At 43.6% G+C, this 22,155-nt stretch carries 19 protein-coding genes and 2 riboswitches; all 19 genes read right to left on the bottom strand.

Annotated features, from left to right (window positions below):
* Window position 1 precedes the first annotated feature (1 nt).
* Window positions 2–754 (bottom strand): triose-phosphate isomerase, encoded by a 753-nt coding sequence (tpiA, locus tag EUAN_RS12855; RefSeq protein ID WP_071062834.1) that lies wholly within the window; start codon window positions 752–754, stop codon window positions 2–4.
* A 15-nt stretch (window positions 755–769) separates the two neighbouring features.
* Window positions 770–1,963: a phosphoglycerate kinase gene (locus EUAN_RS12860; RefSeq protein ID WP_071062836.1), complete on the bottom strand. Its 1,194-nt coding sequence runs from the start codon at window positions 1,961–1,963 to the stop codon at window positions 770–772.
* Window positions 1,964–2,043: 80 nt separating this feature from the next.
* Entirely contained in the window at window positions 2,044–3,057 is a 1,014-nt protein-coding gene (gene gap, locus EUAN_RS06290; RefSeq protein WP_071062838.1) for a type I glyceraldehyde-3-phosphate dehydrogenase, read from the bottom strand.
* Between the two features lie 187 nt (window positions 3,058–3,244).
* A complete protein-coding gene (locus EUAN_RS06295) occupies window positions 3,245–4,189 on the bottom strand; it encodes an ABC transporter permease (RefSeq protein WP_071062840.1) in 945 nt (314 codons plus the stop codon).
* The gene (locus tag EUAN_RS06300; protein ID WP_071062842.1) at window positions 4,186–5,262 is read right to left on the bottom strand and encodes an ABC transporter permease; all 1,077 of its coding nucleotides are present in this window, start codon (window positions 5,260–5,262) and stop codon (window positions 4,186–4,188) included. Before EUAN_RS06300 ends, EUAN_RS06295 begins: the two co-directional genes overlap by 4 nt.
* The gene (locus EUAN_RS06305) at window positions 5,252–6,793 is read right to left on the bottom strand and encodes an ABC transporter ATP-binding protein (RefSeq protein WP_071062845.1); all 1,542 of its coding nucleotides are present in this window, start codon (window positions 6,791–6,793) and stop codon (window positions 5,252–5,254) included. The genes EUAN_RS06300 and EUAN_RS06305 overlap by 11 nt, the downstream gene beginning before the upstream one ends.
* A 60-nt stretch (window positions 6,794–6,853) precedes the next feature.
* A complete protein-coding gene (locus tag EUAN_RS06310) occupies window positions 6,854–7,906 on the bottom strand; it encodes a BMP family lipoprotein (RefSeq protein ID WP_071062850.1) in 1,053 nt (350 codons plus the stop codon).
* Between the two features lie 129 nt (window positions 7,907–8,035).
* Window positions 8,036–9,202 (bottom strand): glycine/sarcosine/betaine reductase complex component C subunit alpha, encoded by a 1,167-nt coding sequence (gene grdD / locus EUAN_RS06315; protein WP_071062852.1) that lies wholly within the window; start codon window positions 9,200–9,202, stop codon window positions 8,036–8,038.
* Between the two features lie 11 nt (window positions 9,203–9,213).
* Entirely contained in the window at window positions 9,214–10,755 is a 1,542-nt protein-coding gene (grdC, locus tag EUAN_RS06320; protein ID WP_071062855.1) for a glycine/sarcosine/betaine reductase complex component C subunit beta, read from the bottom strand.
* 101 nt (window positions 10,756–10,856) lie between these two features.
* A complete protein-coding gene (grdB, locus tag EUAN_RS06330) occupies window positions 10,857–12,167 on the bottom strand; it encodes a glycine reductase complex selenoprotein B (RefSeq protein ID WP_084655794.1) in 1,311 nt (436 codons plus the stop codon).
* Window positions 12,168–12,208: 41 nt separating this feature from the next.
* Entirely contained in the window at window positions 12,209–12,679 is a 471-nt protein-coding gene (grdA, locus tag EUAN_RS06335) for a glycine/sarcosine/betaine reductase complex selenoprotein A (RefSeq protein WP_084655796.1), read from the bottom strand.
* Between the two features lie 56 nt (window positions 12,680–12,735).
* Window positions 12,736–14,022: a glycine/sarcosine/betaine reductase component B subunit gene (locus EUAN_RS06340; protein WP_071062863.1), complete on the bottom strand. Its 1,287-nt coding sequence runs from the start codon at window positions 14,020–14,022 to the stop codon at window positions 12,736–12,738.
* Between the two features lie 100 nt (window positions 14,023–14,122).
* Window positions 14,123–15,067 carry a thioredoxin-disulfide reductase gene (gene trxB, locus EUAN_RS06345; protein ID WP_071062865.1) on the bottom strand — a complete coding sequence of 315 codons (945 nt, stop codon included), beginning with the start codon at window positions 15,065–15,067 and terminating at the stop codon, window positions 14,123–14,125.
* Window positions 15,068–15,153: 86 nt separating this feature from the next.
* Complete coding sequence (locus EUAN_RS06350; RefSeq protein ID WP_071062867.1) at window positions 15,154–15,540, bottom strand: GrdX family protein; 387 nt, start codon at window positions 15,538–15,540, stop codon at window positions 15,154–15,156.
* A gap of 67 nt (window positions 15,541–15,607) precedes the next feature.
* Window positions 15,608–15,680, bottom strand: a riboswitch (glycine riboswitch).
* 1 nt (window position 15,681) lies between these two features.
* Window positions 15,682–15,782, bottom strand: a riboswitch (glycine riboswitch).
* A 225-nt stretch (window positions 15,783–16,007) separates the two neighbouring features.
* Complete coding sequence (locus EUAN_RS06355) at window positions 16,008–17,621, bottom strand: Na/Pi cotransporter family protein (protein WP_071062869.1); 1,614 nt, start codon at window positions 17,619–17,621, stop codon at window positions 16,008–16,010.
* A 118-nt stretch (window positions 17,622–17,739) separates the two neighbouring features.
* The gene (gene trmL / locus EUAN_RS06360; protein WP_211266300.1) at window positions 17,740–18,204 is read right to left on the bottom strand and encodes a tRNA (uridine(34)/cytosine(34)/5-carboxymethylaminomethyluridine(34)-2'-O)-methyltransferase TrmL; all 465 of its coding nucleotides are present in this window, start codon (window positions 18,202–18,204) and stop codon (window positions 17,740–17,742) included.
* Window positions 18,205–18,268: 64 nt separating this feature from the next.
* Window positions 18,269–18,991, bottom strand: coding sequence for a DUF2225 domain-containing protein (locus EUAN_RS06365; RefSeq protein WP_071062871.1), 723 nt, complete (start codon window positions 18,989–18,991; stop codon window positions 18,269–18,271).
* A gap of 9 nt (window positions 18,992–19,000) precedes the next feature.
* On the bottom strand, window positions 19,001–20,122 hold the full coding sequence (locus EUAN_RS06370) for a VanW family protein (RefSeq protein WP_169817355.1): 1,122 nt from the start codon (window positions 20,120–20,122) through the stop codon (window positions 19,001–19,003).
* The gene (locus EUAN_RS06375) at window positions 20,106–22,154 is read right to left on the bottom strand and encodes a cell division protein FtsA (protein ID WP_071062873.1); all 2,049 of its coding nucleotides are present in this window, start codon (window positions 22,152–22,154) and stop codon (window positions 20,106–20,108) included. Before EUAN_RS06375 ends, EUAN_RS06370 begins: the two co-directional genes overlap by 17 nt.
* Between the last annotated feature and the right edge of the window lies 1 nt (window position 22,155).

Below are 22,155 nucleotides of genomic sequence, written 5' to 3' on the forward strand. Positions count from 1 at the left end.
CTTACTTTACCTCTCCGTAGTTTATGAGCTTGGCAAACTCTTCTGAGTCAAGGCTCGCTCCGCCAACCAATGCTCCGTCTATATCGCTCTGACCCATTATCTCAGCCACGTTTGAAGACTTCACACTACCACCATACTGTATTCTGACAGAGTCTGCCACTTCTCCAGCTATATCTCTGACCACGTTTCTTATAAAGGATATTATCTCGTTCGCCTGCTCGCTTGTAGCGGTTTTTCCTGTTCCTATGGCCCATATAGGCTCGTAGGCTATTACTATCTTCTCTATATCTGAACTCGAAAGCCCCTTTAATCCGGCTTTCACCTGAGCTTCTACTTTCTTTTTCTCAGCTCCCGCTTCTCTTTCCTCTAGCGACTCCCCAACACACATTATAGGTGTTAATCCATGAGAAAGTGCGCTCACCATCTTCTTGTTCACTGTTTCATCTGATTCTGCGAAATACTCTCTTCTTTCAGAGTGGCCCAGCACTACATAGTCCACGCCTATCTCAGAAAGCATAAGCGGAGAAATCTCTCCTGTAAATGCTCCGTTCTCTTCCCAGTGCATATTCTGCGCTCCAAGCTTTAAATCGCTTCCGGCTATGGCCTTTTTAACCTCGCTAAGCGCAGTGAAAGGAACGCAGACTACTCCCTCTACTTCAGGCCTTGTGCTGCCCTTCAAAGAGTTGACCAGCTCAAGCGCCTCTGCTATAGTCTTATGCATTTTCCAGTTTCCTGCTATAATAGGTTTTCTCAAACTAAATCCTCCTTCTTACTTGTCCTGTATCGAATCTATTCCCGGAAGTACTTTCCCCTCGAAAAACTCTAGGGATGCTCCTCCTCCTGTAGATATATGGCTCATCTCCTTGTCGAATCCAAACTGCTCTACAGCAGCCGCAGAGTCTCCTCCACCGACTATAGTCATTCCGTCGCATTCAGCCATGGCCTTTGCAACCCCTATAGTTCCGTTTGCATAGTTAGACATCTCGAACACTCCCATAGGTCCGTTCCAGACAACTGTCTTAGCAGCTCTTATCTCGTCTGCAAAAAGCGCCGTAGTTTTAGAGCCTATGTCTAGCCCCATCTTGTCGGCTGGTATGCTCTTTACATCCACTTCTTCGAATGCCACGTCGTTCTTGAACTCAGATGCCACCACAGTGTCAACAGGCAGCATCAGCTTTACGCCTTTAGCCTCTGCCTTAGCTATAAGCTCTTTTGCAAGCTCCAGCTTGTCTTCTTCCACAAGCGACTTTCCTATCTCGCATCCTTCTGCCTTTAGGAAAGTGAACATCATTCCCCCGCCTATTATAAGCGAGTCCACTTTGTCTAGGAGATTCTCTATTACACCTATCTTGTCTGAAACCTTGGCACCTCCAAGTATCGCCACGAAAGGTCTTTCAGGATTAGACATCGCCTTGCCCATAAACTCAACTTCCTTCTCCACAAGGTATCCCATGGCTGAAGGCAGTATGCTGCTTACCCCTACATTTGAAGCATGAGCCCTGTGAGCCGTTCCAAATGCGTCGTTTACATATAAGTCCCCTAGTGAAGCCAGCTCTTTTGAGAACTCTTCTCCATTTTTCTCTTCTTCCTTTCTATACCTTGTGTTCTGTAGCAGAACCACATCGCCGACTTTCATATTCTCTACGGCTGACTTTGCATTCTCTCCAACTACATTGTCGTCAGCGGCAAAAACCACTTCTTTTCCAAGCAGCTCTCCAAGTCTCACAGCAATTGGTGCAAGTGAATACTCCGGCTTAGGCTCTCCCTTAGGTCTTCCAAAGTGAGACATCACCACTGCCTTTCCTCCGTTTTCTATCACGTACTTTATAGTAGGAAGTGCGCTTGCTATTCTTATATCGTCTGTTATCTCTCCGTTTTCGTTCATAGGAACGTTGAAATCACATCTTATGAGTACTCTCTTTCCATTTACATCTAGGTCTTTTATGCTCTTCTTGTTTAACATCTATATACCTCCCTTATTTCTATGTACTTCGAAATAGAGCCCTTAGGCTCTATTTCGAATCTCTATTCTGTTTTGGATTATTAAAGTCCTTTAGTAGCTACGTGCTTAACTAGGTCTACAACTCTCTCTGAGTATCCCCACTCGTTGTCATACCAAGACACAACTTTAACCATGTTTCCTATGACCATAGTTGAAAGTCCGTCAACTATAGAAGATCTCTTGTCTTTTCTGTAGTCTATAGATACAAGTGGCTCTTCCGAGAATCCAAGTATCCCTTTAAGCTCGCCTTCAGCGGCAGCCTTAAGCGCAGCGTTTACTTCTTCTGCTGTAGTCTCTTTTTCAACTTCGAAAACAACGTCAACTACTGACACTGTAGGAGTTGGGACTCTCATGGCGAATCCGTTAAGCTTTCCTTTAAGCTCTGGTATTACAAGCGCAACTGCCTTGGCAGCTCCTGTAGTAGTCGGTATTATAGACTCTGCAGCCGCTCTCGCTCTTCTAAGGTCCTTGTGGTCTCCGTCTAGGATTCTCTGGTCGTTAGTGTAAGCGTGAACTGTAGTCATAAGACCTTTGTTTATTCCGAACTTGTCTAGTATAACCTTTGCAACTGGAGCCAGACAGTTAGTCGTACAAGAAGCGTTTGAAAGTATATGGTCAGTCTCTGGATTGTACTCGCCTTCGTTTACTCCCATAACTATAGTTCTATGGCACTCTTTAGCTGGTGCAGTTATTATAGCTTTCTTAGCTCCTGCCTTTATGTGCTTTCCTAGTCCCTCTATATCCTTGAAAGCCCCTGTAGCGTCTACAACTATCTCAACACCGAACTCTTTCCAAGGTATCTCTTCTGGGTTTCTATGAGATACAACTTTTATTTCTCTTCCGTTTACTACCATTGCATCTTCTTTGACTTCCACTGTTCCAGGGAATATGCCGTATAGCGAGTCGTATTTGAACATATGTGCAAGGTTAGCCACATCTCCTGATCCGTTGTTTATAGCCACAACTTCGAACTCTTTTACGTCTCCCTCTATACTGGCTCTAAGTACGTCTCTTCCTATTCTTCCAAAACCACTTATTCCAACTTTAACTGTCATAAATAATTCCTCCTTGTTATATGTTTAGATAAATTACATATCTTTAATATTATATACCACTTTTGGCTAAAACTACTCATATTTAAACGCTTGATTAGCCCTCTAAATTATAGTTTATTATAGAACAAAATTCAAGCTAAACCGAAACAAAGGGCCCAACTTTGAGTCTGGCCCTTTTCTGTACAATCTATAAATTTAAATCCTGCTTCATATAGGGCTCTCCGTTCGCCTTCGGTCCATTTGACTTTCCCACGAACCCCATAAGCACTAAAAGCGTTATCACATAAGGGATCATCGACAGCAGCTGGTTCGATATATTCACCCCTGTACCTCCGAAGTAAATTATAAAGCCCTGCGCTCCGCCGAAAAGAAGGCATGCCCACATAGCTCCCTGTGGCTTCCACTTTCCAAATATCATGGCCGCAAGCGCTATGAATCCCTGTCCTGATATAAGGGTCGGCCTGAAGTTAGATACTACAGCTATGCTCATGGCGGCTCCTCCGAATCCTGAAAGTATTCCTGAGCAGACTACCGAGAAATATCTAAGCCTGTGTACATTTATGCCGAGTGTATCTGCGGCCTTAGGATGTTCTCCCACCGACCTTATCCTGAGTCCAAGCCTTGTCTTGTAAAGCACAAACCAGATCAGCAAAACCATCAGAAAAGCTATATATACAGTCGCATACTGGTTCAGTACAAGGTCTAGGACAGAGTTTCTTTCAAAGATTCCATTGAATGGCCTCGGCATTTTATCGTCCAGATTTATCGGCCTTGTGAGCGTAGCCCCGTCAAAGAAAATCCTGCTCAGGAAAAGCGAAAGCCCTCCTCCTAGAAAGTTCATCGCTATTCCAGATACAACCTGGTCTGCCCCGAATGTAATAGAGGCTACTGCGTGAAGAAGTGCCAGCAGACCGCCTGATACCCCGGCGGCCAAGAAAGCCAGCCAAGGGTTCCCCGTGAAGTATCCAACTGTCGCCCCTGTAAAGGCCCCTATGGTCATCATGCCTTCAAGCCCTATGTTTATAACCCCTGAATTCTCAGACATAACTCCCCCAAGCGCGGTATACATCAGTGGTGCAGCATACATAAGTGTAGTTCCAAGTATAAAGGCAATCTCTGTTAGTGAAATCATTCTGCTTCACCTCTCTTTTTCTTTAGCTTGTGTGCGATTACCTTTATGAAATTAGGCATCGCAGTGAAGAAAACTATAGATCCTATCATTATGTCTATTACCTCTGAAGGTGCTCCAAGCGCAGGCTGAATCTTAGGCCCTCCGTACTTGAGTCCTCCGAAGAGCAGTCCTGCAAGCACAGACCCCAGTGGAGTGGTGTTTCCTAGAAGCGCCACGGCTATACCGTCGAACCCGTTCCCCTCCATAGCTGCAAGTACGGATATCTCCTTTGTAACCCCAAGCACCTGAGTAGCGCCTCCAAGACCTGCCAGAGCCCCACTTATAACCATAGAGATAACTATGCTTCTATTTACGTTTATTCCGCCGTACTCTGAAGCGTCTCTATTGTACCCGACAGCTCTAAGCTCATACCCAAGGGTGGTCTTGTTCAGCGTATACCATACAAACAGCGCTGCCAATACAGCAAAGGCTATCCCCAGGTTTACAGGTGTGGAGAAAATCCCTCTTATAAACTCGTTTCCGCTAGTTCTAAGACCCCCCAATATGCTTATCTGAGCCGTCTCCAGTATCTTCTGCGAAGCCTCGCTCTGCGGCCTTCTGAACTTGTCCCAGAAGACTATATAGTTGTTTAAGTATAGCGCTATCCAGTTGAGCATTATAGTGGATATTACCTCGTGGACTCCGAACTTGGACTTTAGCAGCCCAGCTATTCCACCCCAAACTCCCGCTGCAACCATCGCTATTATGATTACAACTACTGCATGTATTCCAGCTGGAAGCTCCAAGAAATAGCCTGCCAGAGCTGCCGTAGCGGCTCCCACTATATACTGCCCTTCTGCCCCTATGTTGAAAAGCCCCGTTCTGAAGGCAAACGCCACGGAAAGCCCAGTCAGTATTATAGGCACAGACCTTATGAATGTCCATGAGATATACCTAGGCCTGCTGAAAACACCCTCTATCATTATCCCGTAGGCCTCTAGCGGGTTGTACCCTGAAACTGCAAGCGCTATCCCTCCGACTACAAGCCCTAGCAACACAGAGAAGATAGTCAGGAAAATCTGTTTATTCTTCATCGTGAACACCTCCTCCTGCCATCATGTAGCCTAGTTCTTTTTCGTCTGTATCTTTAGGGTTCACTATCCCCACTATCTTCCCGTCGTATATTACAGCTATCCTGTCCGACACGTTCAACACCTCGTCTAGTTCAAACGAAATAAGCAGTACAGCCTTGTCCTGGTCTCTCTGCTCTACAAGCGACTTGTGCACAAACTCTATAGCCCCCACATCTAACCCTCTTGTTGGCTGTGCTGCTATCAGCACGTCAGGGTTGTTTGTGACTTCCCTTGCTATTATGACTTTCTGCTGATTTCCACCTGAAAGCTCCTTGGCGTAGGCCTCCTCGTTGGCTGGCCTTACGTCGAACTTCGCTATGAGGGTGTTGGCAAAATCAGATATGGCCTTCTTGTTGAGCTTTCCCTTCTTGGAGAAAGGCTCTTTGTTGTAGTTTTCAAGTATCATGTTTTCGCTTATCTTGAAGTCCATCACCAGTCCACGCTTTTGCCTGTCCTCTGGAATATTGGAAAGCCCAGCTCCGATTATCTCTTTTGGCGATCTGTTTGTGATATCCACTCCGTTTAAAATCACCTTGCCAGACTCTATCTTTCTAAGTCCTGTCATGCCCTCTATAAGCTGGCTCTGACCGTTTCCATCTACTCCGGCTATCCCGAGGATTTCACCTCTCCTCAGCTCTAGCGAAAGACCCCTTACCTTTTCTATGTTTCTGTTGTCCTTGACAGTCAAGTTTTCCAGCTTTAGCACGACTTCTCCAGCCTCTTTTTCTTTCTTTTCGACGTCGAAGTTGACTTCTCTTCCCACCATCTTTCCAGCAAGCTCTTCTTCCGACACTTCAGATACCTTTACTGTGTCTATGTACTTGCCTCTCCTTATGATGGTACAGTTATCTGCCATAGCCTTTATCTCTCTTAGCTTGTGTGTGATTATTATTATGGATTTGCCCTGATGCGTGAGCTCCTCTACTATTTTTATAAAGTCCTCTATCTCCTGCGGTGTAAGCACCGCTGTAGGCTCGTCAAATATGATTATGTCGGCGCCTCTGTATAGCGCCTTTATGATTTCCACTCTCTGCTGCATTCCTACACTTATATCTTCAACTTTCTCGTCTAGTTTCACCTTAAGCCCGTATTTCTCCATTATCTCTTCTGCCTTTTCCTTGGCAGACTCGCTGTCCAGCACTCCAAGTCCCTTGACGCTCTCTGTCCCAAGCATTATATTCTCTACAACTGTAAATGGCTCTACAAGCATGAAGTGCTGATGGACCATTCCCACACCTTTCTCTATAGCTATGCTCGGGTTGGCTGAAGTCAGCTTTTCTCCCTTTACGTAGACCTCCCCTTCATTTGCGGCGTAGAGCCCGTAGAGCACATTCATAAGCGTGGTCTTCCCAGCTCCATTTTCGCCTAGAAGGGCATGGACTTCTCCCTTGTGAAGTGTCAGGTTTACTCCGTCTAGCGCTTTGAAACTCCCAAACTTCTTGGTTATATTCTTCATCTCTATTACTTTCTGGCTGTAGTCGGCGTTGTTCAAGGTAATCCCCCCTTTTTCAAATTTAGCCCAGATCTCAAGAGATCCAGGCTAAATCGTCATTTACTTAAGTGTCTCTGTATAAGCTTCAAATGTCTCTTTGTTTAGAGGCACTTCTATTTCTCCAGCTACTATTTTTTCCTTTATACCGTCTACTTTATCTAGTATCTCTTTAGGCACATTGTCTGATGAAGTAGGTGCTATGTCTACAGCGCCTTCCTCTAGTCCGTATACTTTAGTGCTTCCACCTTCGAACTTCCCGTCTTTAAGCTCTTCTACGAGATTGTAAACTCCCATGTCGACTCTCTTCATCGCTGAAGTTATGACGTTTTCAGGAGCTAGGTAGTTCTGGTCTCTGTCCACACCTATGGCATACTTGTTCTGCTCTTTAGCCGCCTCTATTACACCGTCTCCAGTTCCTCCTGATGCATGGAACACTATGTCTGCACCTTGCTGGTACATTGAGTTAGCTATGGCTTTACCTTTGGCTGGATTGTCGAAAGCCTCCGCATATTGAACCAGCACTTCCACATTCTTCCCTAGCTCTTTGTTTGCATAAGCCACGCCTGCTCTATATCCGTATTCAAAGCCATCGATTACGTCTCCAGCTATCCCGCCTACGAAACCTACCTTGTCTGTCTCTGTCATGCTAGCAGCTATATATCCAACTAGGAAAGACGGCTGCTCTGCCTTGAACACAACTCCAACTACGTTTTCAGGTGTCTCCTCACCATAAGAGTAGTCGACTATGGCGTACTTCTGATCAGGATTGTTCTCCGCCGAAGTCTTTATGGCCTCTGAAAGCTTGTATCCTATCCCCCAGATAAGCTCGTTGTTTGAATCGAGAAGAGTCTCTAAATTCGGGACATAGTCTGCGTCCTGAGTAGACTCTACATAAGAAGCCCCTATACCAAAGTCCTTCTCAGCCTTCTGGAGCCCTTCCCAAGCCGATTGGTTGAAGGACTGGTCGTTCACTCCTCCTACGTCAGTAACCATAGCAACTCTTATGGATTTCTCACCGCTTTCGCCGCCTTCATCTCCTCCGCCGGAGCACCCTACAGCCCCAAGCGCAAGCAGTCCTGAAATAGATAGTGCCAATGCCTTTTTAAGTAACATCTTTACTCCTCCTTTTTTTATGTATTTAATAACCTTATACCCTACTAAACCAATTGCTAACTTTAAATAAAAAAAGAAACCTTTATCATTTTTGTAATAATAAAGGTTTCTTTTATATGATTTAAACTTCTACTGAACGTATCCTTCTTTAGAAAGAACTTCTGTAGCTTTTTCAACTTTGGCTTCGTTTACCATTACGATAGGACCTGTACATCCCATACCGCTCTCAGCGTAGATTCCATTTTTCCAAAGAGCTTGAACAGCGTCCTCTAGATCCATTATGTCTACTCCTGAAATCGATCCTGTAACTACTTCCGCCTCAGGTGCAACTACTTCTGCTTCTTCTTCAGCTGGCTTCTTGCTGTCTTTCTTTGTAAGGGCAGCAGTCACGTCGCAAAGTTTAGCCTTTTGAACAGCATCAAACTCAGCTTCGCTTATCTTGCTCACCTTTCCTCTTACAAGGTCTCCAGCATACTGTATAGCGTTGGCTATTACTGTAGCTCCTGAAGCTCTTGAAACTATAAGCACAGTCTTGTCGTATCCCTGGCCGATTCCAGGTCCGTATCCGTATCCCATAGCCTCTATGCTTCCACCTGTAGTGTAAGAAGAGAACATCTTCATAAGGATATTTCCTGTAAGCGAGTCTGTAACCATTACGTCAGGTGTAGCAGTGAGAAGGTCATTTCCTCTCATCACGCATCCTCCGTCTGATCTCATAGACTCAGCGAACTCTATTCCATATCCGTTTTCTTTAAGTTCGTTTAGTGCTCTTTCTACCTGTCTAGCTCCGTCTACATTCAGTATTCCAACTGTAGGCTTAGCTATACCCATAGCTTTTGCAGTTATGATTCCGTGAACAGCATTTCTTATCATACCCTCAACTCTGTGAGCTGATGAAGTACCTGTAGTTGTAGCTATGAACATCTCTTTTCCGCCTGCTGGAGTTATAACTCTACCTACTGTAGAAACTCCTATAGGGAAGTTGTAGTGCATAGTCACAACACTTGAGATCTCTCCGCTTGAAAGAAGGCTCTCCATAACGCTGTGCTGCTCGTCTTCAGTATTGGCTTCATATACTGTCAGTTCTGTATCTACTTTAGGTCCTATAGCGATAACTTCGATATTAGGATTGTTTTTCTGAGCCAGTTCAGCACCTTTAAGTGTATTGTCTACTCCGTGCTCACTTCCTAGAAGTGTAACTCCAACTCTTACTCTCTCTCCAAATGCTCCAGTCTCTATAGCGTCTGCTATATCGCTAAACACCTTTCCTATCATATTCTTAACATTTTCTGACATTTAAATCACCTCTAATTTCCTAATAGATGTGATGCAAAATCTCTCATTGCTTCTGCTACTAGTTTTTTCACTTCTTCTTCTGATACTCCTTGATCAGCTCCTACTTTACCGTCGTTCTTCTCGATAACTATAGAAACTCCGTCGAATAGGTTAGTCATACGTCCTAGGAACAGACTTCCCTTTCCAACTATCATGGCTCTCTTTATTTCGTCGTTTAGCATAGCGTCTCTACAGAATCCGATGTAAGGAACTCCTGATGGTATATGCCCTTGAGTAGGTGCCCATCCTGGAAGACCGTGCTTAGATCCGAAAGTAGCCACGTCAGCTTTTTGAAGCTCGCCTCTCTTAACTCCAAGAGCTGCTATCATCTTGTAGTTAGCTGCTGGAACGTCTCCTGCTCCTGCTGGCTTAGTTATATCTGGGTTCTGCATCTCTACAGAGTACTTGTCTATATCAGTTATCTTAAGGTTTCCTTTGTCAAGTGGCGCTGTTATAAGTGAAGTTATAACTGCCTGTGGCGAAGAACCTGTAGCAACTGTATGTCTTCCAACTAGGTCAGTTCTAAGGATTGGGTTTACTCCGTCGTTTTCGCTAACTAGTACAGCGAATCCGCCTAGTACGTCCTCTAGTATAGGAAGTTCTTTCTTAAGGTGATCTTTACCGTTCATTCCAAGCTTAGCTGAAGCTCCTCCAGCTACTATTGCAACATTCTTGTATACACCTGACTTTACTAGGGCAGCTGCCTCTATAAGTGCATGTGTAGGTGCTGCACAGAATCCTCTTGTGTCTGAACCTGTAGCGTTTATACATCCAGTAGCTTCCGCTATGGCCTTAGCGAAGTTTCCTCCACCTCTCTGGTTCATGTCTCCACAAGCTTCCTCTGAACACTCTATAACGTACTCTATTTCAGTAGCGTCTATGTTGTTCTTAGCTATAAGGTTTAGCATAGAAAGTATTCCAGAAGCCTTTACAACTAGGTTCTCGAATATAACGTGAGCGTTTAGGTTTACGTCTATCTCGTGTGCTCTCTTAACGCATCCAACTACTTTGCCATCATGGTAAAGTGCTTCAGCGTGGTGGTTTGCTATAAGGTCTTCTATTACAGAAAGCTCTTCTCCTTCTTTTATCTTAGAAGTTATATATTCTGTAACTAGTGGATGAGCCTCTAGCTGTGCTTTCGCCTCTGCTGCAAAAGCAGACTCTAGCTTAACTAGGTCGAAAGCGTCAGATGCCTGCATAAGTCCTATGAACTCAGCTTGTGGCATTATCTCTCCGTACTTTGCGAATCTCTCAGCACCTTCAACTGACTTTCCAGCCCAAGGCATTTCGTAGTTGGCGTTTAGCTCTTCTGGAGTTATACCCCCTATATAAGTCTGGTTTGGTGGGTAGCTAACTACTTCCTCGTATGAACGTATATTATTTGGCACTGCTTTTAGATACTCTGACTCAGGGTTCATTATTCTCTCTGATGTTTGAGTTGTTCCATTGTGGATTATCATGTCTGGAGTATGTACAAGTACATATCCTGCACCTTTAATAACTGGGTATGACATATTTCAATTCACCTCCGAAATTTTTAAAACGGCTTTATTTATAAAAAGGGTGATGTATACATCACCCGTTTTATCTTACCATTAATTAGCCTTCAAAGCAATTAGTCTTCGAATACTGTTTGTCCATCTACTTCAGTTGTAAGAGCCTCAAGAGCCTTCTCAACTATTTTCTTTCTTAACTCGTACTCTTCTTCCATAGTTAAGTTAGGATTTCCAAGTGGATGAGGTATTGCTATAGCTGGTACTATTCTGTTAGCTCCAACTGTAAGTGATATAGGTACCACTGTACAGATATGAACTACAGGTATTCCAGTTTTCTCTATTTCTTTTACCATTGTTGCACCGCAACGTGTACAAGTACCTCAAGTAGAAGTTAAGATAACTGCGTCTACTCCATCAGCTATAAGCTCTTTAGCTATTTCAGCTGCGAAAGCTTTAGAACTTGCAACAGCAGTTCCGTTTCCTGTTGTTGAGTAGAAATATCTGTGAAGAGATCCTATCTTTCCTTCTTTCTCCATGTTTCTTAGAACGTCTACAGGTATAACTCTGTCAGCGTCTTGGTTGGCATAAACTGGGTCATGTCCACCGTGAGCTGTTTCGAATTCACCTTCAACTAGATCGTCTATTCCATCTATGTCGTACTTACCGTACTTAGATGCACTAGAAGACTCTATTCTGTCAGGGTTTCCTGCAGGAACGATTCCTCCAGAAGTAACTATAGCTATTTTAGCCTTAGAAAGGTCTTTTATAGCAGCTCCTGGCTCAACTCTGTCGAAGTCTGGCATTGGGAACTCAGTCTCAAAAGCCTCTCCCTTAAGTTTCTTGACAATCATATCTACAGCTCTCTCAGATCCTCTCTTTTCAGCGAAAAGATTCTTTCTGATTCCTCTAGGGATATAGTTGTCTTCAGCTGGAGTTCCTATTTCTTCACCCTTTACCATCTTAAGAGCAAGAGCTGACATTTTCTTAACAGCATCTCTCATTCCAGCGGCACTGTTCTTAGTAGAAACTATATAAGCTTCTTTCTTGAACATGTCTGCTCCTGGGTTCTCTATATACATTCCTGTAAGCGCTGGGATTCCTAGCTCTTTTTGTACAGCTGCTGTGATAGCACCACAAGCAACCCCGTATCTACCTGCATTGAAAGCTGGTCCTGCTATGAATAGATCTGGATTGTATTTCTTTACCATCTCTAGTATAGTAGCCTTAGCTTCTTCTATATTTTCATTAAAAAATGAGTCACCACAAATTACAGTTGCAACTATTTCAACTTCGTCTTTTAAGCTTTGTGTGAAAGCCAGTCCTGGTCCTATTATTTCTTCTCTGACCTCAGGAGCTATATCAGCTTTTTCCTCTCCACCTATACCTGCGAAGAACTGGTTGATATATTGCACAACTTTTATCTTACTCATTTATTTCCCCCCTCTCTTATTTTTGGGTTCGTTCTCCAAAATTAGAACTTTGTGAACTCTTCTCTTATTTCTTTCATTGCTTCGATTATTTCGTCTACTTCTAGTACCATCTCCATCATTCCTACTTGGTCTTCGTAAACGTCTTCGTCTACTTCTGACTTGAATTCTGGCTCTACTGCGTGGAATACTCTGAGTCCTAACTGAACTCCTGTTAATGGACCTGCGAAAGTTGGGTCTCCGTTTGTAACTGTTTCAGCAGCTAGTGCAGCAGATTCTGCTTCTGCAGCTCCTACTATAACTACTACGTTTTCAGCACCGTGCTTCTCAGTTAAATCTTTTACCCTCTGTTGGTTTTCTAAGTCCATTGATCCTGCAGCCGTTCAGACAAAACATTCTGTTGACGAGAATACTACTTCAGCACCAGTTGATTTAAGACATTCTTCAACCGCTGGTCCTGGGATTCCGTCTCTATCGCCTATGATTATTACTTTACTGTTATCGAATAATCCCATGTCGACACTTCCTTTCATATTTTTTTATTTTTATTTTAATCTATTTTCTATACTAATTAGAATCCTCTAGCTGTTAACTTGTTGAAGCCCATCTCATTTGTAGCTCCTGTTATAGCTTGAAGCTCAACTGTTATACTTCCGTCAGCCTTAAGACTTCCGTCGAATCCACCAGCTATTATGTCTACTGGATCTAGGTATCCTATTACTCTGTCTAGCTTAGGAAGCTCTATAACTTCGTTTGCATTTCCACCAGTAACAACTGCATTTGCAAGTGGGTCAGCGTCAGCTAGTGATTGAGAAGCTCCGTCTCTTCCAGCGTACTCGTCAGTTATTATAACTGTCTTAACACCCTTTTGCTCTATCTTCTTGCAGTTCATTATAAGGTCTGTATCTGGATTTCCGAATCCCTCTTGAGAAACGATAGCTCCGTCTAGTCCAAGATACTCAGTAAGTCTAGCTGTCCAGTTTGAAGATCTCTCTTTGTCAGCAAGGTATACGTTCTCGTTAGTTATTATCATTCCAACGAAGTTGATCTCTTTACCATGCTTAGCAAACATGTCTTGTATAACTGGGTTGTTTAGGTGATGATAAGTTGTGTTTTTGTCACATGCAGAAACACAGTTACCGCTTATTATAGCTCCATCCATTATCTCAGTTGGGTTTATTATAGTCGGTATTATCTGCTTAGCATCTACTCCGTAAACATAAGTGTCATGCATTAGACCTTGAGTCTGAAGCATTTGTACATAAGCTACCTTAGGTAGTTCTGGGTACTTAGCAACGCTCTCTAGTATTGGTAGAGTCTCGAATGAGTTAACCTCATCTGCAGCAACCTCTTTACCAGCTTTTCCTAGGTAAGCAGCTGCCTTAAGTCCAGCCATTCTTAGGGCCTTCTCATGCTCATGTTGCTTCAATCCTTCAACTGGCTCCATTATTAAGACAACGTTGTTTGTCTTTGAAAATGGAGTGTAATCAGCTCCTGGTCCTGTCATGTCTATTATACCCTCTTGGAAAGCTACAACCTTTCCTGTAGTAACCACTGCAGCACCTTTTAATACATGCGTTCTTCCTGATCCAACAGTTTCTACCTTAGATAGAACTCCTGGGAACAGTCCTCCTGGTCCTTCAACCTTAGTTCTTGGCTCTATTACGTCCTTAACTGGAGTTATTCTAACGCTCTCTCCTGGTCTAGCTAGATCTACGTCTACGCTAGCTAGGTTTTCATCGCCAGACACCTCAGCTATAAGCTCTTCCTTGTTAACGTAAAGAACTCCATTTTCTACTTTAGTTTCTGCACCAAACTGTACATCTTTTATAAAGATATTACCTATTTCTAGGCGCATGTACTTCACCTCCTCTTAGTATTTAGAAATTTTATTTTTTGTAAAATTTATATATTATCTCAGGGGTCAAGTCTTCTAGACCCGTGAGTAAATATCCCATCTATGAGTTGAACTTTGACTCTATATACTTGTCCGCCTGAACTGCGGCTATCGCTCCATCTGCGGCGGCCGTTATGACCTGCCTCAGCGGTGTAACTCTACAGTCTCCAGCCACATAGACTCCATCTGCACTTGTCTTCATTCCGGAATCTGCGACTATATAGTCTCTGTCCATCTCAAGCTTTCCTTTGAAGAGTTCTGTATTTGGGATATATCCTACGAATACGAATATTCCAAAAGTCATGTCCTCTTCTGAAGCCGATATCTCTGTCTCTTCACCTGTCTCGATATTCCTTATGACCATGGCATTCACTACACCTTCACCCTTGATTTCAACGACCTCTGAATTCCATACGAAGTCTATCTTAGGATTTTTGAAAGCCTTGTCCTGGATCGACTTAGCTGCTCTTAAGCTGTCTCTCCTGTGAATTATCGTTACTTTTCTAGCAAACTTAGTCAGATGTATCGCCTCTTCCACCGCGGCATCCCCGCCGCCCACTACATATACTTCCAGTCCAGTGAAGAAATCTCCATCGCAAGTTGCGCAGTAGGAAACGCCTCTCCCTGTGAACTCCACTTCTCCAGGACATCCTATAAGCCTAGGGTAAGCTCCGGTAGCGACTATAACTGCTCTAGCCTTGTACTCACCTTTTTCTCCCCTCAGAACTTTTATGTCTGAATCAAAGTCCACATCTGTTATGTTGTCTGTAGTCAGCTCCGACCCAAACTCCAAGGCCTGCTCCAGCATCCTCTCTGTGAGAGTCATCCCTGAGGCTTCCTTTATAGATCCTGGGTAGTTTGCCACATCTTCAGTGCCTGTTATCAGGCCCCCTGGTCTTTCCTTCTCTATGACCAGCGTATCCAGTTTTGCTCTTGAAGCGTAAAGCCCTGCTGAAAGCCCTGCCGGCCCCGCCCCAATAATTACTACATCATATATTTTATCCATTTAAACCACTCCTAGAATAATCACTTTTCACATTCAATTTATACCCAATTCCAAAGCATTTATTCTTAATAGAAGCGTCAAATGTGCTACATATGCTTTTTCATGTCTACCGCCTGTTCTATAACCGAGCTGTCTATGACTTGAAAGTCCTCTAGACAGTTTGGACTCCAGTTTGGGGTCTTCTTGTCTCTTTGAAACTTCTTAGTCGACTCTATGCTGCTCTCTATTATAGATAGTGATTCAAAGTCCACGCTTCCAAAGCTTTTTGCACTGAGTATAGCGCTCTTGTAAGGCGTCTCATTCGGCTTCAAGCTACTTGAAAGAGGATGTGTCAGGAGTTTATGCCCGCTGTGAATCCTGTCTCTCATAACTTCCAGTATTCCCAGAAAATCTACTTCTCTATACTCAACATCCATGACTGCGTTAAATTTTTCATTAACTAAGGGATTATTTGTAACTATAAGTTCCTTCACACATTCACTTCCTTTTGACTTTTAAAGTCGCTTAGCGACAAAAAAACAGAGTAAAGACATCTGCCTTTACTCTGTTGCTTTTACCTGAGAGTTTCTCTAAAGTAGATTGCTCCTTCGGTGCCATTAGGCTTTCCAGAGTACTGTCCAAACACGGTCCTTTTACCTGAGAGTTTATATCATGATCGGCAAAACCATGATTTGCTCCTTCGGTGCCACCTAGTGGGCTCTCCCGCATTCTTCATCCAGTTGAAGATTATTTCGTTAATAAAAAATCAATATCTTCTTGAATTCATTATAATATATAATTTATCTATACACAATAGTTTTTCATATCTTTTTTCTATATTGTCGTTATTTTATTTTGTACAATTTCCACCTTGACTTGATGCATGTTTTGTGATTGAAAAACGGCGTGAAAAAGCGAGGTCTGAACCTCAAACCTCGCTCTGAATTACGTTCTTTTTTGCTTAAGCGCTCTCTTCTTCTAGAGCGTCTATTATATACTGAGCCATGTTAGACGAGTGATCTCCCACTCTCTCTAGGTTGCTTATTATGTCCAGGTAAACTATACCTGAGCTTGGCTGGCACTCCTGTGCATTCAGCCTCTCTATATGGCTTGCTCTGTACTTCTTCTCAAGTCTGTCTATTTCGTCTTCTCTTATTATTACCTCTTTAGCTAGATTCATATCTGCAAGCTTAAAGGCAGTCAGTGTGTTCTTGTAAAGATCTAGTGTCTTGTCGAACATCAGCTTGAGCTCATCTATGGCGCCTTCGCTGAACCATAGGTTGTTGTCTATCCTGTACTGAGTCTGCTCCGCTATATTGTCCGCATGGTCGCCTATTCTCTCTATGTCGTTTATGGCATGGAACAATGTTGTAACTGTCTTGTGCTCCTTGTTAGTAAGCGTAAGCCCGCCTAGGTTTACAAGGAACTTGGTTATTTCAGCTTCAAGTTCGTTTATCCTTCTCTCGTTCTCAAAGACTTCCTGTGTGAGCTTCTCATCTTTCTTATAGAATGATTCCAGTGATCTGTCGAGATTTTCAAGCACCATCTTGCCCATCCTGAGCACTTCTTTTGAAGCCTGTCCTACTGCTACAGAAGGTGTCTCAAGTATCCTGTCGTCTATATACTTGAGCAGCTGCTCTTCCTCTTTCCCGCCTTTTATAAAGGTCTCTGCGGCCTTAACTAGAAGCCCTGCAAACGGGAACTGTATTACCACATTTATTAGATTGAAGAATGTGTGCGCATTTGCTATCTGTCTCTCCACAGAGTTTGGCGATATGTTGTAGACCAAAGTCTGCACAGGTTTCCTGAGCACTACCATGAATATAATTGTTCCAATCAGATTGAAAAGCAAGTGCATAAACGCAGCCTGCTTGGCAGCTCTGCTGGCCCCTATACTTGAGAGCATAGCTGTTGTAGTAGTCCCTATATTGTCTCCGAACAGAATCGGAAGGGCCATCTCTATCGTAAGCAGTCCCTGGCTCGAAATCGCAAGTAAAAGCCCTATCGAAGCACTGCTGCTCTGAAGTATAGTAGTTATTCCAAATCCGACCAGTATTCCAACCACAGGGTTGTCTAGTCCGCTTAGCAGCGACTTGAAAGCCTCTGACTTGCTGAGCGGCTTTAGAGCGCCTGACATTGTGTCCATACCTATGAAGAGTATACCGAATCCTATAAGTATTTCAGCTATGTCTTTCGTCTTTTTCTTGGAGGCAAAAAGCCACATTGCAACACCTATTCCTATTATAAGCGGTGCAACATCTGAAAGCTTGAAAGCGATCAGCTGGGCTGTCACGGTCGTACCTATGTTCGCCCCCATCAATACTCCTACGGCCTGACGTAAGTTCATCAGCCCTGCATTTACAAATCCAACCATCATTACAGTTGTAGCGGAACTGCTCTGTATTACCATAGTAACGGCTCCACCTACTAGGACTGCCATGAATCTGTTGCTAGTGAGTACTTCTATCAGCCTTTTAAGCTTTTCTCCCGCTGATTTCTGAAGTCCTGCTCCCATCAGATTCATCCCATAAAGGAACAATCCCAGTCCTCCTATAACTCCTATAGCTATTTCCATTTCTCTCCTCCTCTAATTCGTGTTGATAAAATATGCTTATCGCAACATTTAACATAATAATATAAAAGAATATTCTCTTTGTTAAATCCATGTTAAGTTTCTTAAGTTTTTTAACATATCACCTTAAGTCTTTAAATCCAACTTGCCTAAGCGCTTCGTAAACCACTATGGCGACTGCGTTTGAAAGATTTAGGGATCTGGCCTTTTCGACGTCGACCATAGGTATCCTCATAAGCCTTTCGCTGTACTTCTCCATTATCCAGTCTGGAAGGCCTGAAGTCTCTCTCCCAAACACGATGTAGCTGTCGTCTTGAAAGCTGAAGTCTGTGTAGTTTTTTTGAGCCTTGGTGCTTGAAAAGTAAAACACCCCGTCTGCATTTTTTTCAAAAAACTCCTCTGCGCTCTCGTAGACATTTATGTCTAGCAGCTCCCAGTAGTCAAGCCCTGCCCGCTTTACAGCCTTTTCGTCTATCGAGAAGCCCAGTGGCTTTATAAGGTGTAGTCTGCTTCCTGTTGCCGCACAAGTCCTGGCTATATTCCCGGTGTTCTGGGGTATCTCTGGCTGAAAAAGTACTATGTTCATCTGTATTCCTCCTATTTTTCTAAAGTATTCTAAAGTAAAAGAAGGATTCTCATTGAATCCTTCTTTAGTTTGCCTGCGCTTGAAGCTCATCTTCCTGCTCGACATCTTCCGACTTAAGTGTCTCTATTTTTTCACGAGCCAACTTCTCTATAGTTCTGTTCTGGCTTATGCTTCTGTCGAACACTATCTTGTTCATCCACCTCAAGGCCTCTTTTTTATTCCCAAGCCTTTCGTTTATGTCTCCGATAAGATAGCCTATGGTTATTTCATCTGCTCCCTCTTTCATCAGGTCTTCTTCCATATAGGCCTTGTCGTAGAGCTTGAGTGTCATGTCCAGATACTTGTACTCGTTTTCGATATCCCCGTAGAGCCTATTAACCCACGCCATTCTAAGACATATGCCACCTAGCTCCACCTTGGACTTCTTCATAAGTTCGGCCTCGTAAAGAGCAAATTTATACGCTTTGATTGCATCCTGTTTATCTCTCACGTCTGTATAATCCTGTTTTATCCATTTATACATGATATTTTCTTTTATAATTGCTATTCCTCTTTTGCTTATGTTTTCAAAATGTTTTTCTATAGCGGAGTATCCGCAGTTAGGGCACATTATCACCTCGTACTTTATGGGATGCTCTTCTACGTCTTTAAATCTCTTGAATAAATCTGTATCCATCGTTTCCACTCTCAGCTTGGAGCTTTTCACTTTCGTAGTCTCAAACTTAGACTTGCAGACAGGACACTCTAGTTTTTTCTTGTATATGCACATCTTATCACCTTTCAACATTTGTATAGTCTATTTTCCGTATATCCTTACCTGTACTGTATTTCCAACTATGTCTGATTTTATGAATACCGGATAGTCAAAGCTGTTTCTGAATCTAAAGTCAAGCGTGTTGTCAGAAACAGTCGCATCCATACCTCTAGGTACGTAGCCAACTGGCAGAGAGTGGTTGTGTCTTTCCACCACTTCCAAGCCTGTGTTGGCTATGGCGTTGTAAAGCGTGCTCGAAGTCTGGCAGACTCCTCCTCCTACTCCTGGAACAGGCTTTTTGTTGACTATTATTATAGACTCCTTGTAGCCGTTCGCCCTGTCTCTAAGGCCTGTAGAATCGTTAAACGAAAATATCTCTCCAGGCATGATTATCTTTCCATCTATAGACTCCGAAGAAAGCAGTATGTTGTGGTTTCTTCCAGCGTCGCTAGAGGAAAAGCTAGTAGAGTAATGACCTATCTGACTCTTTATCTCCCTAAGCTCTTCAGACTTTATCTTTGGTTGCTCCAGTTTCACAGGTATTTCAACCTCCGCTTCCGACCCCAAGCCCTCTTTTACCTTCTTGTCCAGCAGCTTTATGTCCACAGTCTGCCCGTTTTGCTCTTCCACCACGGCTATTTCTCCTGAAGACGCATCTATAGTGGCATCAACCGGATCTCTGTCCAGCTCTGACTTTACGCTCTGAAGTATCTTGTCTATGCGCCCTCTATCTGTCTTCATAGTCATGGAGAGTTCAAAATCTCCACTTTTCGCCTTCAACACGCTTCCCAGATTCCCGAAGAAGCCGTCGCTCCTGCCTATTTCAAAGGCTTTTTCCACTGCTTCGTCGTAGTCGTACTCGGCGCCTATGTCGCTGTAGCTTATTTCTTTCATGTAGTCATCGTATCTCAGCACAAGCTTTTTCTCCGACAGCGGTCGGCTGTACAGCTCCTCTAGCTCTGCTTTGGCCTGCTCTTTTGTCATGTTTCCCACATCGATTCCGCCTATAGATACTCCATCGTATATAACTTCTTTTTCAAGCAGCTTACTTGCATATATATATCCCGTGGCCGAAAGAGTTATTGTAGATAGGATAATCACAATAGCCATAGTTCGAAGCGCCTTCTGCCTTCTTCGCTTGGCTCTTTCAACTCTTGTCCTCATTTCCTCCCCCCTCTTCATCAGCACTCCCCCAGTATATCTCAACCACGTCTCCATTTTTTATATCTTTGAGATACTCGGCATTTTGTCCATTTAACTTGAGATTCAAGCTTCCCTTGGGCCTTGAAGTGTCGAAGTCTATATATTCGAATATGTCCACAAACTTAAAGCTCTCTCTACCGTGAGCTATAGTTTTTTGATTGCCGTTTAAGACTATGCTCACGCTCTTTCCATCCTCTTGTTTGCCATCTTGCACGATGTTCTCCTCGGCAATCTCCTCTATCACATCGCTATCGTCAAAAGTTTCTCGCTTTATGTCGTAAAATACACTCTCGCCAGACACGAATTCATGGTCAAGGCTCAGTATCCCATCCTCGTTGTAAAACTCGCACTTTTCAGCTGAAAGCCCCAGCTCCAATGCCAACTCCAAAACAGTGTTCAGCCTTTCAAACGATATACTGTCACCATCCTTTATTTCGCAGTCTCCATGCTTTGTCTCCCCGTTTAAAGATACCGACTTTAAAAGCGGCATTTTATCTCCGTTTAGCACTATATGCTTTTCAAGGTCTACGGCCTCTGAAAGCTTCAACACTTTGTCAGTGCCTCTTGTGGCTTCTTTTATTATGACCTGCTCTTTGTCCTTCAGCACATGCTCCATATCTACAGGCTTGCCGTCTGAATATATCTCGGCATTTTCTCCCGGCTCTCCAAGCGCAGTCTGCTTTACTCCGTTTAGATAGTAGCTTACAGACTTGCCTCTCTCTGGGACAAGATTTCTCGGATTATACCCTATTGTAAACATAAGGTCCAGTATCTTAGGCGATCCAGAGTTGAACATCTTCACATTCTGGCAGTTCACGCTTACCTCTATGAAGTTCTTGTAGCTGCTCTTGGCAGAGTTCACGGCTATACCTATCGGAGTTATCCCGTCTGAGTGTTTCAGATTTTCGTCTATCCCCTCTATGTCATCTATTATGCTTGTGTCCCTGACTGCGACCCTTTCCTTCGGCAGTTCCAGCTTTTCAGCTATATAGATATCTAGATTGGGAACTTGAGCCCCTCCACCGATTAGAAATACGGCTGATGGGGATTTGCCGTTTATGCTGAGTATCCTGCTGGCTATTTCATCTGCAAGCGTCTCTATGCTGTCTCTTATGTCTTCTAGTATCTCGGATTTCTCTTTTTGATAACCTATCCCCATTATGTCACTGTAGCTTATAGTCTCTTCCCCTCTTAGCTTCAGCTTAAGTTTTTCAGCCTCGTCGTAGTCGAGCAGGTATTTGTTGATTATAGCCTCTGTTATCTCGTCTCCAGCTATGGGGACCATGTCGTATGAAAAAACAGTTCCCTCTCTAGTTATGGCTATGTCCGAAGTCCCTGCCCCCACATCCACAAGAGCCAAGTTGAGAAGCCTTAGATTCTGCTTTATGGCCACTTCCATAGCCGCTATAGGCTCTAGCGTTATATTTTCAACTTCTAGCCCTATTCTGTCCATCACCGAGTAGAGGCTGTTCATGACTGTATATGGCAGAAACGTGGCAATAAGTTCAAGAGTTATATTGTCGCCTCTATGCCCTTCTAGATTCTCTATCAGCACATCGTCTAAATAGCTCTTTATCACAGAGTAACCCACGCAGTGGTACTTGTTCTTGTCTTGACTGTCTTCGTCTAAGGTTTTCTGCGCCACCTGTATGGCTTCAAGCTCTGCGCTCTTTATGTCCCTCTTCTCTATCTCTTTGGATATGTCTGTAGGGACTGTGACCTTGGACTTCACAGTCTTTAGGGAACGTCCCGCAGCCGCTATGGAAACATGCTTGAGCTCTATTCCAGTCTTCTCCTCTAGCGAACTCTTGACCTGGCTGGCGATTTCTGCAACGCTGTTTATGTCGTGTATCTGGCCGTCATACATGGCCCTTTTCCTGTGCTCAAGCTTATCGCTTCCAAGTATCTTCAGGACTCCGTCTTCGTACTTCCCAACTAACCCTATCACAGTCCTAGTCCCTATGTCGAGCGAAAAAACATATTCTCCATTCATA

This window comes from Andreesenia angusta, from assembly GCF_001855385.1.
Taxonomy (GTDB): domain Bacteria; phylum Bacillota; class Clostridia; order Tissierellales; family Gottschalkiaceae; genus Andreesenia; species Andreesenia angusta.

Coding starts and splice junctions, on each gene's coding strand:
- EUAN_RS06310 (WP_071062850.1), bottom strand. CDS start 7,906: ATGTTACTTAAAAAGGCATTGGCACTATCTATTTCAGGACTGCTTGCG.
- EUAN_RS12860 (WP_071062836.1), bottom strand. CDS start 1,963: ATGTTAAACAAGAAGAGCATAAAAGACCTAGATGTAAATGGAAAGAGA.
- gap (WP_071062838.1), bottom strand. CDS start 3,057: ATGACAGTTAAAGTTGGAATAAGTGGTTTTGGAAGAATAGGAAGAGAC.
- EUAN_RS06340 (WP_071062863.1), bottom strand. CDS start 14,022: ATGCGCCTAGAAATAGGTAATATCTTTATAAAAGATGTACAGTTTGGT.
- trmL (WP_211266300.1), bottom strand. CDS start 18,204: ATGAACATAGTACTTTTTCAGCCAGAGATACCCCAGAACACCGGGAAT.
- EUAN_RS06370 (WP_169817355.1), bottom strand. CDS start 20,122: ATGAGGACAAGAGTTGAAAGAGCCAAGCGAAGAAGGCAGAAGGCGCTT.
- grdD (WP_071062852.1), bottom strand. CDS start 9,202: ATGTCAGAAAATGTTAAGAATATGATAGGAAAGGTGTTTAGCGATATA.
- EUAN_RS06355 (WP_071062869.1), bottom strand. CDS start 17,621: ATGGAAATAGCTATAGGAGTTATAGGAGGACTGGGATTGTTCCTTTAT.
- EUAN_RS06365 (WP_071062871.1), bottom strand. CDS start 18,991: ATGTTGAAAGGTGATAAGATGTGCATATACAAGAAAAAACTAGAGTGT.
- grdC (WP_071062855.1), bottom strand. CDS start 10,755: ATGTCATACCCAGTTATTAAAGGTGCAGGATATGTACTTGTACATACT.
- trxB (WP_071062865.1), bottom strand. CDS start 15,067: ATGGATAAAATATATGATGTAGTAATTATTGGGGCGGGGCCGGCAGGG.
- EUAN_RS06375 (WP_071062873.1), bottom strand. CDS start 22,154: ATGAATGGAGAATATGTTTTTTCGCTCGACATAGGGACTAGGACTGTG.
- EUAN_RS06300 (WP_071062842.1), bottom strand. CDS start 5,262: ATGAAGAATAAACAGATTTTCCTGACTATCTTCTCTGTGTTGCTAGGG.
- EUAN_RS06295 (WP_071062840.1), bottom strand. CDS start 4,189: ATGATTTCACTAACAGAGATTGCCTTTATACTTGGAACTACACTTATG.